Origin of the sequence: Sphingomonas sp. Root710, assembly GCF_001429065.1 — a bacterium.
Classification (GTDB): Bacteria; Pseudomonadota; Alphaproteobacteria; order Sphingomonadales; family Sphingomonadaceae; genus Rhizorhabdus.
The window spans coordinates 1-16,385 of the sequence record NZ_LMIB01000016.1; the positions used below are offsets into that span (position 1 = coordinate 1).

The window sequence follows — 16,385 nt, forward strand, 5'->3', positions numbered from 1 at the left end:
GTCTTGCCACTGAGGCAGCTTTTGCACTGGCGGCATTCGGGCGTGTACAGCGGGATCACATGGTCGCCCGGCTTCACGCTGGTGACACCCGCGCCCACCTCGCGCACCACGCCTGCGCCCTCATGTCCCAGCACCGATGGGAAGATACCCTCGCTGTCGAAGCCGTCGAGCGTATAGGCGTCGGTGTGGCAGATCCCCGTCGCCATGATCTCCACCAGAACCTCGCCCGCCTTCGGGCCCTCGAGGTCCAACTCCACGATCTCCAAAGGCTTCTTCGCCTCGAAAGCGACGGCTGCACGGGTTTTCATCATTCACTCCCAGCTCCGCCGAAAGGGCGGCATCCGATATCGACCAGCGCGGATAGCAATATCCCTCCACCGTGATAACTAGGCAGAAATGCAAATCATTATTGCCATTGAGGGATAATCAATGTCGCGCTGGGACGGTATCGACGAGTTCGTGGCAGTGGCGACGGCGGGCAGCTTCTCGGGCGGTGCGCAGGCCCTTGCCATGTCGACGACCCATATGAGCCGAGCCGTCGCACGGCTCGAACAGCGCGTGCAGGCGCAACTGCTCCACCGCACGACCCGCACCGTGCGGCTGACCGACACCGGCCGCGTGTTCCTCGACAGTTGCCGCCGGATCATCATGGAACGCGACGAGGCGATCGCGCTGATCGACGAGCGCGGCGAACCGCAGGGCGAATTGCGCATCACCTGTTCGACCGCGATGGGCGAACGCTTCATCGCGCCGCTGGTGCGCGAGTTTACCGCACGCCACCCCAAGCTCAGCGTTACGATCGAACTCACCAACCGGATCATCGATCTGGTCGGCGAGGGCTATGACCTTGCCATCCGCACCGGGCATCTCGCCGATTCGAGCCTGATCGGCACGCGCATCGCCTCGCGCACGCTGCACTGCTGCGCGGCTCCCGCCTATCTGCGCGGCCATGGTCGCCCGCGCCGGATCGCCGATCTCGCCCGGCACGAATGCCTGGTCGGCACCGCCTCGACCTGGCATTTCAAGCGGCAGGGTGGCGAGGAGATCTACCGGCCCAAAGGGCGGTGGCGGTGCAACAGCGGCAGCGCAGTGGTCGAGGCCGCGCTCTCCGGCATGGGCATCTGCCAGTTGCCCGAATTCTATGTGCTGCCGCTGATCGCCCAAGGGAAACTGGAGCCGCTGCTGGAGGACCATGCCCCCGACGCCGAACCGATTTGGGCGGTCTATCCCCAGCGCCGCCACCTGCAGCCGAAGATCAGCGCGCTGATCGACCTCCTCCGCCTCGAACTCCCCGCCGCGCTCGCCCGAACGCGCGACTGAACCGTCAGGACCGGAAAGGTGCGCCGCCGCCGGGCATCAGGTTCTTGTGGATGACACCGTCCTTGACGATCATCAGCAGGTTGCGCTCGAAATCCTCGAGCAGGCGCAGGTCGTCGAGCGGATTGCCGCGCACCACCAGCATGTCCGCCCAGGCACCTTCGCGGATCACCCCGAGCGGCGCCGCGCGATAGGGATCGCGCTTGCCGCTCTGCGCGAACAGCGCGCAATTGCCCGACGTCGCGATACGCAGGACCTCGGCATTGGGAAAGATCGCGCCGAGCCGCGGCAGCATCGCATTTTCGGTCCGCGATGCCGGGGTTCGCCCGAACAGATCGGTGCCGAAGGCGAGCCTGACGCCGTGCTTCTTCGCGAGCCGCACGCTCGCCTGCCAGCCGCCTGGGCCGAGCGACTCCTCGGCCTTGATCTGCTGCTCGGCGGTCAGACTATTATCGCCGCGTTCGAAGGGCTGGCTCGACAGCCATGCCCCCTTCTCGGCCATCAGCGCGGCGGTGCGGTCGTCGATGGCATGGCCATGCTCGATCGACAGCACGCCCGCCTCCAGACAGCGGCGAACCCCGGCCGGCGTATAAGCATGCGCACAGGCGTAGCTGCCCCAGTCGGTCGCGACCTGGACGATCGCGCGCATCTCCTCGGGCGTGAACTGGACGGTGTCGATCGGATCGTGATCGGACGTGACCCCGCCGCCCGCCATGATCTTGACCTGCGACGCGCCACGCTTGAACTGCTGGCGGGTCGCAGCAAGCACTTCGGGCACGCCATTGGCGATCGCGGTCATGCCGAGCCGCTGGTTGCGCGAGACATCGCCGCCCAGCGTCGCCGGCAACTCGTCGATCGGCCCCGGATCGCCATGACCCGAAGTCTGCGAAATCGCCGCTCCGCTCGGGTAGCAGCGCGGCCCCGGCACGACCCCGCGATCGATTGCGGCCTTCACCCCGAACACCGATCCCGCCGTGTCGCGCACGGTGGTGAATCCGCGCATCAGCTGGCGCTCGGCATCCTTGAGGATCAGTGCGATGGCCAGCCCATCGTCCGAACCCATCCATGGCACGCCCTTCACCGCCGCCATATGCCAGTGCGCATCGGTCAGCCCCGGCATCAGCGTCTGGCCGGCGCCGTCGATGACGGTTGCGCCCGCCGGGGCGGGGATATCGCCCGCCGAGACGGCATCGATGCGGTTGCCCGCGATACGGACATTGCGAGGCTGGCGAGCGCTGCCCGTCCCGTCGAAAATCTGGACGTTGCGGATCAGGGTGACCGGCGGCGCCCCCTCCCCGTCCGCCGCGCCGAGCAAAGGCAGCGCGGCAAGGCCGCCCAGGATCGCCCGGCGGGTCGGGCCGCCCGCCCGGGTCATTTCCCTGCCTTCGCCTCGGCGCGCTCGCGATCGAGATTAGCGAGCCACTCCGCCGCGGTGGTCGGCCCGCTGGCTTCGAAATGGACATGATCGGCCATCTGCTCGCGAACCTCTAGAAAGTAGATCGAACCGCTGGAGAGGCCGAGTTCCTTGATCTTTGCCGCCATCGCCGCCTCCTGCGCCGGCGTCGGCTTGGGGCGCGACGGCTTGTAGAGCAGCACGTCCCAGCCTTCGCCGCCGGCATGGAGGAAGAGTTGCGTCGTCGGCTGGCCGCCCGCGATGCTGACCTTGTCATAATCGGCCACGCCGCGGATGAAGGCTTCGGCCTTGCCGGGCACGAGGCGGAACATCTCGAACATCGGCGTGGTCATCTCGACCTTCCCGGCCGGGGCGGATGCGGCGCCGGCGATGGATGGTGTCAGCGCCGCTCCGGCAAGAGCGAGCATGACGAAGGAAAATCTGCCGAGCATGAATGCCTCCCTGTTTGCCGGCGGATCGTGCCTCCGCAGGCGCGGTGCGACAATCGGCTCAGGCGGGTGACGCCCGGCCGCAAACGGGTAAGCCGACTCAGCCGGGACGACAGCGCGGCGGCTCGCTGGCGACGGTCATCGCGTCCCTCTTGGCTGCCGCTATTTGTTGCCGTTGACGGCCTCCAGGTCCCCGAACACGGCGCGGCCAGCGAATAGCGTGAGCAGGACCTTGGCCTGCGATATCTGATTGGCGGGGATGTCGAAAAGGTTGCGGTCGATGACGATCAGATCCGCACTTTTCCCCGGCGCGATCGACCCCGTCTGCTTGTCGTTGTGATTAACCTCGGCGACATGGATCGTATAGGAGGCAATCGCTTCAGGCAGTGTCACGGCTTCGCCGGGTAGCAGCGGGCCCAGCTCCGGATGCGCATGGTTGCTACGGGTCAGCGCCACTTCGATCCCTTCGAGCGGATTGGCGGAAGCCACCGGCCAGTCCGCGCCATATGCCAGCTTGCCGCCGCCCCGCACCACGCTGCCCGCGGGATAGATATAGCCCGAACGCTTCGGCCCGATCGCCGCCTTGCTCAGGTCCATATAGGCTTCGTTGCTCGCCCAGAGCGGCTGGAACACCGCATAGGCGCGGAGCTGTCCGAAGCGCGGCTGGTCCGCCGGATCGATTACGTTCATGTGCGACATCATCGGGCGGGTGTCGCTCATGCCGTTGCGCTGGCGCGCCGCCGCGAAGGCGTCGAGACCCTCGCGCACCGCGGCATCGCCGATGGCGTGGATATGTGCCTGGACGCCCTTGGCATCGAGCGCGCTTATCGCGTCGCTCAGCATCGCGGGAGCGATGGTGGCCTTGCCGCGTTCCGACGTGCCTTCATAGGGCGCGAGCATCGCGGCGGTATGCTGCGGGATCACGCCGTCGAGATAATATTTCACGCTGTAAGCGTTGAGGCCGTAGCTCTTCGCGCGCTCGGCACCGCGCAGGATGGACGGTATCTGCTCGAGCCCGCGATCATTCTTCCACTTCTGGTCGATGGCGACATGGCTGGTCAGCACCCCCTTGTCCTTCACGACGCGATAGGCCTCGATCACGGCGCTCCTGCCGTCATCGTCGATGTCGACGCCTGCATCATGCCAGTTGGTGATGCCGATGCCGTTGAAATGCTTGAGCACCCAGACGATCGCACCCTGGATTTCCGTGGCGGTCGGCGGCGGGACCAGCTTCTCGACCAGCGCCATCGCGCTTTCTTCGGCCAGATGGCCGGTCGGCTCGCCCGTCTTCGGGTCGCGGATGATCCTGCCGCCGGCGGGGTCCGGCGTGTCCCTGGTGATGCCGGCCAATTCGAGCATCTTCGAATTGGCCCACATGCTGTGGCCGTCGCCCGATCCGATCGCGATCGGCCGGTCGCGGCTGATCTCGTCGAGGGTTTCCTTGCGCGGCGAACCATCGGGAAACACCGTCTCGGTCCAGCCGAGACCATAGACGATGCCGCCGCCCGCCGGTGCTTTTTCGACGCACGCGGCGATAAGCTTCTTATAATCCTCGACGGTCTTGCCGCTGTGGATCGGGCAGCGCGCCTGGCTCAGGCCACCGAACAAGGGGTGGTTATGCGCATCGCCGAACGCGGGCATCAGCATCTTGCCACCGAGATCGACGACCCGGGTGCCCGCGCCCTTGCGGCGCGCAACCTGCGCCGCCGAGCCGACCGCGACGATCCTGCCGTTGCTGACCGCCACCGCCTGCGCCCATGGCAGCGTCTTTTCGACGGTGTAGACGCGGGCGTTGGTGAGGATCAGGTCGGCCGCCGCCTGCCCGGTCGCGGCCGAGGCGCCGGACGCGCCAGCAATCGCCAATGCCAGTGCGGAGAAGCCTGTCTTCCTGGCAATTCGAAACAACGTCATGATGCACCCCTAGCCATCGGCTTCGAACGAAAGAGACGCCGATTTTTCGATTTGCGGACGCAGCCGCCCGCTCACATTGAACATATAGCAGCAGCCCGGCTCCACGCGGATTTTGGGGTAACGCCGGGCCAAGACGGGTAAGCCGAACCTGCGCTCGCGTGCGTTCGCGAAAGTGCCAGCTCCGGGGCCCGCCGGGTAATGAAGCGCCTGCCGCCCAGCATCCCAAAACCCTCCAATTACCCGCCTGCTCTACCCGTCGAAAATCGAAATCTACCCAAATTCGATCAACGGCGCCGGGACATCGCGGTTACACTTCAAGGGCTAGAAAATCCGTGAGCAAGCGGTGGTCGGAATTCCAGGACTTCCTTTGAAGTCCGTGTCTTAGGTCGCAATATAGGGAAAAGGGGGTCTTCATGAGCAGTGAAAACAAGCGCAAGTTGACGAAGGTTCGAGCATCGATAGGCGCGTCGATATTGGCGCTGACGTCCATTGCACCCGCGCACGCCCAATCGGCGGATACGGACATCATCGTCACCGCGACCCGCGCCACCACGGCGACCAAGACCGACACGCCGATCCTGCGTATCCCGCAGTCGATCAACATCGTCACCGACGCGCAGATCGAGACCATCGGCGCGCGCTCGATCGTGGAAGCGCTCAGCTACACCGCGGGCGTCGCGGGCGGCAACGACAACTCGCTCGGCGACTTCAACTATCTGCGCGGTTTCGAATCGGTGCTTTATGTCGACGGCCTGAAGCGCAACTTCGGCTTCGTCTATCTGCCCCGCGCCGATGTCAACGCGCTTGAGCGCATCGAACTGCTCGTCGGCCCGGCATCGGTGCTGTACGGCGCGGGCAGCTCGGGCGGCATCACCAACATGCAGAGCAAGAAGCCGCTCTTCGAATTCGGCGGCAGCGTCAGCGCCAGCTATGGCAGCTTCAACCGCAAGGAAGGCGTGGTCGATGTCTACGGCCCGCTGAGCGACACGATCGCGGTGCGGCTGGTCGCGCTGGCCCGCGATTCGGACTCACGCATCGATTACATCCCCAACAATCGCGTGCTGTTCCAGCCGGCGATCACCTGGAAGCCCAGCGAGAAGACCGAGGTCACCGCGCTCGGCATCTACCAGCGCGATAAGAACCCGCCCAACTACAATGTCGTGCCGCTGCCGGCGTCGATCCTCGCCGCGCCTGGACGCCGGGTTCCGGGCAGCCGCTTCCTCGGCGAGCCGGACATCAACGGTAAGGGTTACAAGAAGAACGGCGCGGCGACCCTGCTGATCAGCCATGAATTCTCGGACGCGATCCGCTTCGCCAGCTCGACCCGCTACTCCAAAGCGTTCACCGATCAGCGCGAAGTCTATGTCGCACCTTATGCGAACCCGCTGGACCCGTTCCTGGATCCGGCCAAGACGATCGTTCCGCGCAACATTTTCGCGATCAAGGCCCATTACCGGACCTTCCAGAGCGACAACAACATCGCGGTGAAGTTCGACACCGGTCCCGTCACGCACAAATTCCTGGCCGGCGTCGACTATTCCTATTTCCGCCAGCTGGCGCGCCAGGCCTTCGACGTCACCACGCCGATCAACATCTACAATCCGGTCTATGGCACCGCGCCGCAGCCCTTCTACTTTCCGCAGACGCGGCAGGTCGTGAAGCAGACCGGCTTCTATGCTCAGGATCAGATCGATTTCGGCGAGATCGCTTCGCTCGTGCTCGGCATCCGCCGCGACCGCGTGACCAAGACCGAGAGCTTCTCGCCCCGCGCGGTCGACAAGAAGACCACCAAGCGGGCGGGCCTGACCGTCAACGTCACCCCGACGCTGGCGCCCTATGTCAGCTATTCGGAATCCTTCTTGCCGGTTTCGGGCCTGAACCAGTTCGGCAATTCCTATGTACCGCTGTCTGGCAAGCAGAAGGAAGTCGGCGTCAAGTGGCAGCCCTATAAGACCACGTTGCTGCGGGCGACCTATTATACGCTGAAGGAAGACAATGCCCTTCGCACCGATCCGAACAATCCGCTCAACCAGGTCCAGACGGGGTCGACCAAGTCGAAGGGCTTCGAATTCCAGCTCGACCATAATGTCGCCAAGGATATCAGCCTGACCGCCAACTACGCCCACGGCACGGTCAAGCAGTCGGGTGAGTTCCGACAGCGGGACAACACCCCGAAGGATACCGCAGGGCTATTCGCGACGAAGACGACCGCCATCACCGATGAACTGTCGCTCCGCTATGGCGGCGGCGTCCGCTATGTCGGCAAGCAGCAGTCGGGGACGCCGGCAGCCTTTCCCTTCTTCCGCCTCGTGACGCCCAGCTACACGCTGGTCGATGCGATCGTAGCGGTCGATTACGGCAACTGGACGCTGCAGGTGAACGCGCTCAACCTGCTCGACGATCAATATTATCCGACCTGCTATAATTTCGGTTTCTGCGCCAATGGCGAACCTCGCACCGTGCAAGGCACGTTGACCTACCGCTTCTGATCCGCGCGCAAGCGGTTACCTCCCTGACCCGCGCTGCCCTTCGGCGGCGCGGGTTTTCCTTGTCAGGTGATCGCCGATGCGTCGCGGGAGGATGGCTCTGGCCGGGACAGCGCCGTCAGGCCGGGGATTTCGGGCGGTAGCTCTTCGTCCAGGGGGTTTCGGATCCGCGCTGGATGAACGTCAGGAATATGCGCAGATTGTCGGTCGCATGACTATTCTCCACTCCGTGCGCGACCTCGAGCGGGGTGTGGACGTGATCTCCCTGGACGACCGGCAAGATCTTCCCGTCGATCTCCATCTGCCCCTGGCCGCTGATGACATAATAATATTCGTCGAACGACCCTTCCTCGTTCCGGTTGTCGAGGAAGTGGACATGCACCCCTTCGCTCGCGCCGGGCGGAAGATCATAGATCATGAAATAGGCGGGCGCGGACTGATCGGCGAAACGGAAGATCCGCGCCTTCCCCTTGCCTTTGCCATTGTGGATGCCCGTGATCTCGACCATGCCGTCGGCCTCCGCCTCTTTGGTGAAGGCCGGTTTGCGTCCGGCAGGACGCGGAACGGGAGCAGCCCGCGGCTCCATCGCGGCCAGCGCCTTCTGGCTCGCCATCGCGAAACAGGCCCCCGCTGCCGCAAGCGCGCTGCGGCGGCTGATCAGCGGGGTGCGCGGCCCACGATCGCCCATCAGCGGTCCCCTCAATAACCCTCGGAGACGAAGCGCAGCACGTCGGTCACCGATCGCGCGGGCACGGTGATGTGTCCTTCCTCCTCATAGCGGCGCAGGCGCGAGCGCAGACCATGGCCGGAGAGCAGGTCCATCCGCCGCGCGAAGGCCTCGCCAGCATAGGGATCGTCATCGACGTCGCGCCCGCCGACGACGACCAGCAGACGGCTGGGATTGCGGATCCTGCCGCTGGTGAGCTGGGCGGCGAAGGCGCGTTCCTCGGGCAATATGCCCTGATCGTTCCATTCGATCGACGGGCTCGCGGCGACGAGCGAATAGAAAGCCTGCGGGCGGGTGAACAGCGTGTGCAGCACGAAGATGCCGCCCAGCGAATGGCCGAACAGCGACTGGCGCTCGGGATTGATCCGGAAGCGTCGGCCGATCTCGGTGCGCAGCTTGCCGGTCAGGAAGTCGAGGAAGACGTCCTGCCCGCCGCTGCGATATTTGCTGAGATCCTTCCACGCCTGCGGCGGCGGATCGAGCATCGCCGGGGTCAGGTCGTAGAGGCGCCGCTGATCATAGGCCTTGTCGGTCGGGTAACCGACCCCGACGACGATCATCTTGCCGACCGGCTGATATTCCTGGATCCAGCGGGCCGCCGCGAACCCTGCGAAGGCGGCGTTGCCGTCGAGCACGTAGAGCACCGGATAACCATTCGGCGGCGCCTCGCCCTGGCTCGGAAAGGAAACGGAGATGCGATAGACCTCGCCGTTGCCGGCAGTCATGTCCCACATCTGGGTCGACGCCATGGTATAGGACGCCTCCGCCGGTTGCACCGCCGAATGCGCCGCCGGAGCCAGAGCGATCGCCAAGGCCGAGGCCAGTCCCGTCCACCGCCAGGTCATCGGCAACCCTCCGTCAGGCCCTTGCCCGCCGCGGACGCGCGCGGGCTCCCATCCTGCCATAGAAACCGCTTCGGCGCGCCGCCGCCAGAGCGGTGACGGGTAAAAAGGCCGCCTCGCGGGTAAGCCAATGGACGAGCGGCCCATCGCGGTTCGATCTCGCGCACCGCAGAGATGCTGCTATGCTGGCCGCAAGATGAAAGGATCCGCCGTCTTGCCGAACATCGCCAGCCACCCAAATGCCGGGCGGAGAACCGCCGCATGAGCCTGCTCGTGGCGATCGAGGGCGCAGACGGCGCGGGCAAGGCGACGGCCGCAGGAAACCTGCGCGACGCGCTCGTTCAGCGCGGCCTGTCGGCGACGGTGATCTCCTTCCCGCGCTACCGCGACACGGTCGGCGGCGTGACGCTCGGGGAGTTCCTGGCGGGCCGCCTGCCGGTGCCGGTGACGCCGAAGGCAGCGGCTGTGCTCTACGGTCTGGATCGCCTCGAATCGGTGGGGTTCGTCGCGGAAGCCGCGGCGGCCAACGATGTGGTGATCTTCGACCGCTACATCGCGTCGAACATGGTCTACCAGGCATCGAAGGTCACGGCCGGCGAAGCGGCGGCCATGATGGAGTGGATCTTCGCGCTGGAGACCGAGGCGTTCGGCGTCGTTCCGCCGGACCTGTCGATCTATCTGGACACCCCGCTCGACGAAGCCCGCAAGCTGATGCTGCTCAAGGACAAACGCTCCTACACCGACGACCAGTTCGACCAGCATGAGGCCGACATCGCGCTGCAGAACGCGGTCCGCCGCAACTATGCCGAAATGGCCCGCACCGGCCTCGCCGGTCCCTGGCACGTCGTCCACACCCGTGTGGACGGCAGCCTGCGCGCGCCGCTCGACATCGCAGCGGAAATAGTAGGACATGTCGTCGAGCGGCTGGATGCGGGCGGGGAAACACCGCGGGCGAAACTGGCCTGAGACTGCAGGACCGACCCCCGCCCAATCCGGAATCGCCCCGGCAGCCCGATCGCTCGATGATCGGGTTAGTGTGCGTGTCCGCAAGTCGCGCTGTGCCGCCCGCTCAGGCATTCGGCGCGCCGGTTCGCATAGCGGGCGATCATGTCGAACATCTTCAGGAAATCGGGCTCGGCATGCGGGCTACCCCATTGGCGGTAGAGGAAGTTGATGCTGCCGACGATCCGTTCGGGCAGGATCCAGCTATCGAAGGGCGGTTCGAAGACGATGTCCGCCGCGGCCTCTTCCACCGTCATCCCGGCCTCGAAGCGCAGCCGCGCCTCGCGGCGGAGCATCTCCAGATAGGCCTTGAAGGTCCGCACCCCATTTTTGTCGGTCAGCCGGCCATGCCCCGGCACGACGATATCGACGTCGAGGCTGAGAATCAGATCGCAGGCGGCCATCCAGCCATCGATCGAGCCCGCCCAGATCGCGGGATGGCCGTCGTTGAAAAGGATGTCGCCGGTGTAGACGACCTTGTCGTGCACCGAATGGATCAGCGTGTCCCCGGCGGTATGGGCAGGACCGACATTATACAGCCGGACATCCTTGTCGCCGACCTTGAGCAGGGCCTCGCGCTCATAGGTTTCGGTCGGCGGGGTGGTGACGACGTCGTCGAAGTCGAAGCGCCCGCCGCCCATATAGGCGGCGATATATTGCGCGCCTTCGCCCAGCATATCCGCCTTGGCGAGGACTTCGCGCAGCCGTTCGGGCCGGTCGGCGAAGAACTCGTTGGCGGTGGCCGCCGAGGCGATGATCCGCGCGCCCTTCACAAGCTGATTGCCATAGGTGTGATCGCCATCGGCATGCGAATTGACGAGCATGTCGATCTGCCGCGCGGCGGGCGTCGCGTCGCGCATGTCCGTCAACATCCGCGTCGTCAGGTTCAGATCGTACAGCGTATCGACCAGCAGCGAATGATCGCCGTTGGTGATCAGCCCGGCATTCGAATAGCCCCATTGGCCATCGGGCTGGAGCCAGGCCCAGATATCACGGCCGATCTCATGAAGGCCGTAGGTGAAAGCGTCACTCATTAAAATCTCCCGGCACGACGGCCGTCTGTCAGTTGGGGACGGCCGGCGCCGCGATGATACGCCCGGAGCATTCGCCGAAGCCGATCGGCACGAAGCCGTCGCGCACGCAGCGCGCCCGCAGGCTCACTTCGTCGCCGTCCTCGAGGAAGCCGCGCGTCTCGCCGGTGGGCAGCGGGATGGCGATCGTGCCGACCGCGCTGAGCTCGGCCATGCTGCCGGACTGCTCGCGCGTCGGGCCAGATATCGTGCCCGAAGCGATCAGGTCGCCGCTGCGCAAATTGGTGCCGCCGCAGCTATGCTGGACGATCATCTGCGCGAAGGTCCAGTAGAGATGGCGGGCATTGGTGGCGGTGATCCGGACCGCCCCCATATTCGCGTCGCGCATCGCAGCGCTCGACAGCCATGCCTCCAGCTGGATGTCGAGCCCGCCCTGCGCCTGATCGTCGGCGTCGGACAGGTAGCGCGGCGGCGCGGGATGGCCGTGCAAGCGGTCCATCAACGGGGCGCGGAACGGGGCCATCGCCTGTTGGGTGACGATCCAGGGCGAGACGGTGGTGCTGAACCCTTTCGAGTTGAACGCGCCGAGCGGCTGGTTCTCCCAGAACTGGATGTCGCGTGCCGACCAGTCGTTGACGAGGCAATAGCCAGCGATCCGGTCCCGGGCCTCGGCGATCGCTATCGGCGCGCCCAAGTCATTGCCTTGCGCGACATAGACGCCCAGCTCCAGTTCGAAATCGAGCCAGCGGCTCGGTCCGAATTCGGGCGCCCCATCGACCGGTGGCTGGCCGAGCGGGCGCCGCACCGGTTCCCCGCTGATCCGTACCGAGGAGGCGCGGCCATTATAGCCAAGCGGCATCGCGCCATAGTTGCGGGTCAGTGGCGGGTCGGCCTTGGTCAGCCGACCGCCCTCCTCCGCATGGTAGATGCCCGCGAAGAAATCGGTAAAGCCCGGCACCGAAGTCGGCACGTGCATCTGCGCCGCCGCCATCGGGACGAGCGCGCTCCGCTCGATCGCCGCGCGGATCGCCGGATCGGCGGCAGTGTCGAGCAGATCGCCCGCCGCCGACCGCAGCAGGCCGATCGTGCCGACGCCCGCGCGCAGCAGCGCGTCGAGATCATCGCCCGCCAGCAGCGTCGCCCATTCCGGGCCGATCAGCCCGGCGGCGCCAACCGCGCGGAGATCGACGATCATGTCGCCGATCGCGACACCCGGCCGGGGCCCGCCGCCGTCGCGGCTGTATATGCCGAATGGGAGATTCTGGATCGGGAAATCGCTGTCCCCGCCATTGGCGGAGTCTACCCAACTCCGCCGGGCGGCGTCATGCGTCCTGTCGAGGATCATCGGTCAGATCGCGGGTTCGATGGCGGGGGTTTCGAGGCCCCAGATCGGCGCCCAGGCGCCCCGGATATCGGCTTCCGAGATGCGCGCAAACTGGTCGAGGATATGATCCCGCGAGGCGTTGAGCCGCTTGCGGACGGCGGGCCAGGAGATGCCGGTCAGCTTGCCGCCGCGCTTGCGCGCGACGCCGTCGATCCACACCGAGTCGATATCGTTGGCGTCGGCGTAGAAGACGAGCGCCGCCACCGGATCGGTGACCGGGCTCATGTTCACGCTGTCCATCCGCGTGAGGATGATGTCGGCCTTCTTGCCCGGCGTCAGGCTGCCGGTAATGCCGTCGATGCCCATCTGCCGCGCGCCGCCCAGGGTCGCGAATTCGAGCATGTTGCGTGCGGCATAGCGCGACGCGATCGGGATGCCGGCATTGGCGGTCTCATAATGGCGGAAGCGCATCGTCTGCAGCATCACCCGCATCTGCGCGAACATGTCGCCCGCGAAGTTGGAAGCAATGTCGATACCCAGCGACGGCGTGCTGCCGCTTTCCACGACGCGTTCGAGGACCGGATAGCCCATACCCATCTGCAATTCGGTCTCGGGCGTGGTCGACAGCCAGCCGCCATGATCCTTGAGAAGCTGAAGATCGCGATCGGTGACATGCGCGCCATGGACGAAGAGCAGATCCTCGCCAAGCAGCCCATGGTCATGCAGTCCGGAAACGATGCGGAAATCCTCGTTGACTCCGAAATGCGCGTGGATGCTGATCATCGCGGGCTGCAGCGTGCGCGCCCATTTGATCTCGTCCACCATCGGCTTCACGTCGGTGAAGGTCGCATATTCGCTCGACGCGATGCCGAAGCGCAGCAAGCCGTCGTCGGACGCGAAATGCTGCGCACGCACCCGTGCAGCATTGTCGCGATGGAAATCCTCCAGCGGCCCCGACACGTCTGAGACGATCATCGCCTGGTTGAGCTTGTCGCCGGGGTTGTATTTCGGATTGCGGTAGACGCCGTAGCACATCACCCCGCGAATGCCCGCGTCCTTCAGCCCGTTGACCAGGCCGTCCGAATGATCGGGCGTGATCTGCAAATGGCTATGGTCGACGAGCGAGGTGATCCCCGCGTTGATCGCGTCGAGCGCCCCGACATAATTGCCCACATACGCGTCCTCGGCATTGTAGCAGACCGAGTACATGCTGCGCATCAGGCAGGTATAGTCGAACAGGCTCCAGTCGATCGCCACACCCTTGAGCTGGGTCTGCCAGGTGTGGCGGTGGGTATCGACGAAACCCGGGCTGGCGATCATGTCGGTGGCGTCGATCACCTCGGCGTCGTCGGCGGAGATCGACGGTGCGATCTCCGCGATGCGATCGCCCACGATCAGGATGTCACCCTTCAGATCGCCGACCGCCGGGTCCATGCTGACGATCGTCGCGCCACGAATGAGGGTTTTGCCTTGGCTGCCCATCGATATTCTCCTCAGAATTTGTAGCCGACCGTCAGGCCGAAGGTGCGCGGGTCCTCAAGATAGCCGTTGATCGGAAAGCCAACGAGGCCGGAGCTGATATAGGCGTTGCCGAGCGTAGTCTTGTCGGTGAGGTTCTTGACGAACAGCGAGCCTCGCCAATGCTCGTCGTTCGATTCCCAGTTCAGGAAGGCGTTGAGCTTCGTGTTCGCGGCCTGGCTGACATATTTGACGTTGAACGGCGTGTAGTAGACCCGGTCGCGCCACGAGACTTCGCCGCGCAGCGTGAACTGGCCGAGCGTGGTCGGGATGCGATATTGCGCGCCGACGAAGAAGGTGAAGTCGGGCGACTGCGACAGGCTGTTGCCCTTCAGGTTGAAGGCCGGAACCGCGCCCGGCGTGGCGGCGGTCGCATTGGGCAGGACATTGCCCGCCGCATCCACGAAGGTGACGCCGTCGCCGAAGGCGCGCGCGGGATCGGCGCTGACATATTTGTCGAAGCGGGCGTGGAGCCAGGCGGCGTTGGCGTTGATCTCAAACTCGGGGGTCAGCTTCGCGCGCAGCTCGGCTTCGAGACCGTAGATCTTGGCGGTGGCGGCATTTTCCAGGACGACGTTCTGGCCGACGACCTTGCCGATCTGGAGGTCCTTATAATCATAATGGAAGCCGGCGAGGTTGAGCTGGAGGCGGCGATCGAACAGGGTCGACTTGATGCCGCCTTCGAAGGCGCTGACCTTCTCCGGGTCGACCGGCGAGGCCAGCGTGCCGAGATTATAGGTGCCCGACTTGAAGCCCTTCGACCAAGACGCATAGAGCAGAGTGCCCGGCGTCACCTGATAATCGAGCGCGATGCGCGGCGTGAACGACTTGAAGCGCTTGGCGCGATCCGCCGTGAAGGCGTTTGGCGGCACCGTGGGATCATAGGGGGTGAACACATCGAACGAGAAGAAGTCGTGATCGGTCTTCTTCTCCGAGCTGTAGCGCGCGCCGAGGGTCAGGCGCAGATCGTCGACGATCTCGTAGCTCGCCTGGCCGAAGGCGGCGAGCGCGTCGGTCTTGATCGTGCCGCCCGCGTTGAAGCCCTGGACGAAGGTGCCTGGGGCGGGGAAACCGATGATGATGTTGTTGAAGGGGATGTCCTGAACCCCCTCGTCATTCTCATGGAAATAATAGAGGCCGACGATCCAGCTGAGCCGGTCGCTCTTGCCCGACAGCTGGAATTCCTGACTGACCTGATAATCGGTCTCGGCCTGAGTGACTGGGGCGACGAAGGCGCTGGTCGAATCGAGATCGGTCAGCGTGCGATATTTGGTGTGGCGATAGGCGGTCAGCGAGCGGAACTCGGTGCCGCCGCCCAGATCATAGGCGATCTTGCCGCTCACGCCCCAGAAATCGACCCGATTGCGGGGATCGACATCGTTGCTGATGTCGCGCGGATCGGTGGGCACCGTACCGCCAAGCGCCAGACCGGTCGGAACTATCGGGACGCCGGGCGCGGAGAAGCCGCCGCCGCCGCCATAATGATAGCCGCCCGAGCGGTCGCGCTCGCGGAAATAATCGGCCTTCACATCGATCGTCAGCCGATCGGACGGGGTGAATTGCAGGCTGCCCCGGATCGCGCGCGTCTTGAGATCGTCGATGTCGCGGCCGGTGACGATGTTCTTGCCGTAGCCGTCGCGGTCCTGAGTCTGGAAGGCGATGCGCGCCGACAGCAGATCGGGCACGATCGCGCCGCTGACCGCGCCTTCGGCGACGATCCGGCTGTAATTGCCCAGCGTCAGATTGGCATAGCCCGACAGGTCCTGCGTCGGCCCCTTGGTCGTGAGGTTGATTGAACCGCCGGTCGCGTTGCGGCCATAGAGCGTGCCCTGTGGCCCGCGCAGCACCTCGACCTGCTCGATGTCATAGAAGCTCGACAGCGCGGCAATCGACCGCGAGACGAACACGCCGTCGACATGGAAGGCGATGCTGCCCTCCGCGCCCGCCGCGATATTTTCCAGCCCGATGCCGCGCAGCGCGATCTTGGCGACGCCCAGCTGCTGGCCCAGATTGAGGTTGGGGACGACCGCGACGACGCCCTGCAGGTCGGTGATCCCGCTGCGGGCGAGATCGGACGAGGTGACCGCGGTGATCGCCAGCGGAACTTTTTGCAGCGATTCGGAGCGCTTCTGCGCGGTGACGACGATCTCGCCGAGCCCTTCATTCGTCGCATCCTGGGCTGGCGCCTGCACTGCGGCGGCGCCCGCAGCGGGCTCCTGCGCCGCAGCCGCCGACGCCAGTGCGAAGGCCAATGCCCCAACTCCAACTGCTGCAAGCGTGCGAACCATATCGATCTCTCCCTTCGACCCGTGCCTGTTTGGCATCACCGTTCAACCGGTTGAATGATCTCATGCGATGATTTTGTCAAGCTGCCAGGGATATTGG

Annotated in this window: 13 protein-coding genes; 3 read left to right on the plus strand and 10 right to left on the minus strand. The window is 65.1% G+C overall.

Annotated features, from left to right (window positions below; genetic code table 11):
• Nucleotides 1–308: alcohol dehydrogenase catalytic domain-containing protein (locus tag ASE00_RS17345; RefSeq protein WP_156405486.1), on the minus strand; the 308-nt coding region annotated here is incomplete at its 3' end.
• A 121-nt stretch (nucleotides 309–429) separates the two neighbouring features.
• Between ASE00_RS17345 and ASE00_RS17350 the strand changes: the two genes are divergently transcribed.
• Complete coding sequence (locus ASE00_RS17350; protein ID WP_056382677.1) at nucleotides 430–1,320, plus strand: LysR substrate-binding domain-containing protein; 891 nt, start codon at nucleotides 430–432, stop codon at nucleotides 1,318–1,320.
• A 4-nt stretch (nucleotides 1,321–1,324) separates the two neighbouring features.
• Here ASE00_RS17350 and ASE00_RS17355 read toward each other — a convergent pair whose 3' ends face one another.
• The 3 genes from ASE00_RS17355 to ASE00_RS17365 form a co-directional block, all read right to left on the minus strand.
• Nucleotides 1,325–2,692 carry a metal-dependent hydrolase family protein gene (locus tag ASE00_RS17355; RefSeq protein WP_082594813.1) on the minus strand — a complete coding sequence of 456 codons (1,368 nt, stop codon included), beginning with the start codon at nucleotides 2,690–2,692 and terminating at the stop codon, nucleotides 1,325–1,327.
• Nucleotides 2,689–3,162 (minus strand): hypothetical protein, encoded by a 474-nt coding sequence (locus ASE00_RS17360; RefSeq protein WP_056382679.1) that lies wholly within the window; start codon nucleotides 3,160–3,162, stop codon nucleotides 2,689–2,691. Before ASE00_RS17360 ends, ASE00_RS17355 begins: the two co-directional genes overlap by 4 nt.
• Nucleotides 3,163–3,321: 159 nt before the next feature.
• Nucleotides 3,322–5,070 carry an amidohydrolase gene (locus ASE00_RS17365; RefSeq protein ID WP_056382680.1) on the minus strand — a complete coding sequence of 583 codons (1,749 nt, stop codon included), beginning with the start codon at nucleotides 5,068–5,070 and terminating at the stop codon, nucleotides 3,322–3,324.
• A gap of 413 nt (nucleotides 5,071–5,483) precedes the next feature.
• Between ASE00_RS17365 and ASE00_RS17375 the strand changes: the two genes are divergently transcribed.
• The gene (locus ASE00_RS17375) at nucleotides 5,484–7,559 is read left to right on the plus strand and encodes a TonB-dependent siderophore receptor (RefSeq protein ID WP_082594814.1); all 2,076 of its coding nucleotides are present in this window, start codon (nucleotides 5,484–5,486) and stop codon (nucleotides 7,557–7,559) included.
• 115 nt (nucleotides 7,560–7,674) lie between these two features.
• Here ASE00_RS17375 and ASE00_RS17380 read toward each other — a convergent pair whose 3' ends face one another.
• Nucleotides 7,675–8,244, minus strand: coding sequence for a cupin domain-containing protein (locus tag ASE00_RS17380; protein WP_056382685.1), 570 nt, complete (start codon nucleotides 8,242–8,244; stop codon nucleotides 7,675–7,677).
• Nucleotides 8,245–8,255: 11 nt separating this feature from the next.
• Nucleotides 8,256–9,128 (minus strand): alpha/beta hydrolase, encoded by an 873-nt coding sequence (locus tag ASE00_RS17385; protein WP_056382687.1) that lies wholly within the window; start codon nucleotides 9,126–9,128, stop codon nucleotides 8,256–8,258.
• Between the two features lie 258 nt (nucleotides 9,129–9,386).
• Between ASE00_RS17385 and ASE00_RS17390 the strand changes: the two genes are divergently transcribed.
• Nucleotides 9,387–10,091, plus strand: coding sequence for a thymidylate kinase (locus tag ASE00_RS17390; protein ID WP_056383353.1), 705 nt, complete (start codon nucleotides 9,387–9,389; stop codon nucleotides 10,089–10,091).
• A gap of 65 nt (nucleotides 10,092–10,156) precedes the next feature.
• Here ASE00_RS17390 and ASE00_RS17395 read toward each other — a convergent pair whose 3' ends face one another.
• Genes ASE00_RS17395 through ASE00_RS17410 form a run of 4 tightly spaced genes read right to left on the minus strand, consistent with a single transcriptional unit; the run spans nucleotide 10,157 to nucleotide 16,288 of the window.
• The gene (locus ASE00_RS17395; protein WP_056382689.1) at nucleotides 10,157–11,161 is read right to left on the minus strand and encodes an MBL fold metallo-hydrolase; all 1,005 of its coding nucleotides are present in this window, start codon (nucleotides 11,159–11,161) and stop codon (nucleotides 10,157–10,159) included.
• A gap of 28 nt (nucleotides 11,162–11,189) precedes the next feature.
• The gene (gene fahA / locus ASE00_RS23895) at nucleotides 11,190–12,503 is read right to left on the minus strand and encodes a fumarylacetoacetase (RefSeq protein WP_056382691.1); all 1,314 of its coding nucleotides are present in this window, start codon (nucleotides 12,501–12,503) and stop codon (nucleotides 11,190–11,192) included.
• A gap of 3 nt (nucleotides 12,504–12,506) precedes the next feature.
• On the minus strand, nucleotides 12,507–13,964 hold the full coding sequence (locus ASE00_RS23900; protein WP_056382693.1) for an amidohydrolase family protein: 1,458 nt from the start codon (nucleotides 13,962–13,964) through the stop codon (nucleotides 12,507–12,509).
• A gap of 11 nt (nucleotides 13,965–13,975) precedes the next feature.
• Nucleotides 13,976–16,288 carry a TonB-dependent receptor gene (locus ASE00_RS17410; protein WP_056382694.1) on the minus strand — a complete coding sequence of 771 codons (2,313 nt, stop codon included), beginning with the start codon at nucleotides 16,286–16,288 and terminating at the stop codon, nucleotides 13,976–13,978.
• Nucleotides 16,289–16,385: the final 97 nt, after the last annotated feature.

Bases quoted from the DNA above. Each gene is read 5' to 3' on its own strand.
- ASE00_RS17355 (WP_082594813.1), bottom strand. From the start codon at position 2,692: ATGACCCGGGCGGGCGGCCCGACCCGCCGGGCGATCCTGGGCGGCCTT.
- ASE00_RS17410 (WP_056382694.1), bottom strand. From the start codon at position 16,288: ATGGTTCGCACGCTTGCAGCAGTTGGAGTTGGGGCATTGGCCTTCGCA.
- fahA (WP_056382691.1), bottom strand. From the start codon at position 12,503: ATGATCCTCGACAGGACGCATGACGCCGCCCGGCGGAGTTGGGTAGAC.
- ASE00_RS17360 (WP_056382679.1), bottom strand. From the start codon at position 3,162: ATGCTCGGCAGATTTTCCTTCGTCATGCTCGCTCTTGCCGGAGCGGCG.
- ASE00_RS17380 (WP_056382685.1), bottom strand. From the start codon at position 8,244: ATGGGCGATCGTGGGCCGCGCACCCCGCTGATCAGCCGCCGCAGCGCG.
- ASE00_RS17350 (WP_056382677.1), top strand. From the start codon at position 430: ATGTCGCGCTGGGACGGTATCGACGAGTTCGTGGCAGTGGCGACGGCG.
- ASE00_RS23900 (WP_056382693.1), bottom strand. From the start codon at position 13,964: ATGGGCAGCCAAGGCAAAACCCTCATTCGTGGCGCGACGATCGTCAGC.
- ASE00_RS17385 (WP_056382687.1), bottom strand. From the start codon at position 9,128: ATGACCTGGCGGTGGACGGGACTGGCCTCGGCCTTGGCGATCGCTCTG.
- ASE00_RS17390 (WP_056383353.1), top strand. From the start codon at position 9,387: ATGAGCCTGCTCGTGGCGATCGAGGGCGCAGACGGCGCGGGCAAGGCG.
- ASE00_RS17375 (WP_082594814.1), top strand. From the start codon at position 5,484: ATGAGCAGTGAAAACAAGCGCAAGTTGACGAAGGTTCGAGCATCGATA.
- ASE00_RS17395 (WP_056382689.1), bottom strand. From the start codon at position 11,161: ATGAGTGACGCTTTCACCTACGGCCTTCATGAGATCGGCCGTGATATC.
- ASE00_RS17365 (WP_056382680.1), bottom strand. From the start codon at position 5,070: ATGACGTTGTTTCGAATTGCCAGGAAGACAGGCTTCTCCGCACTGGCA.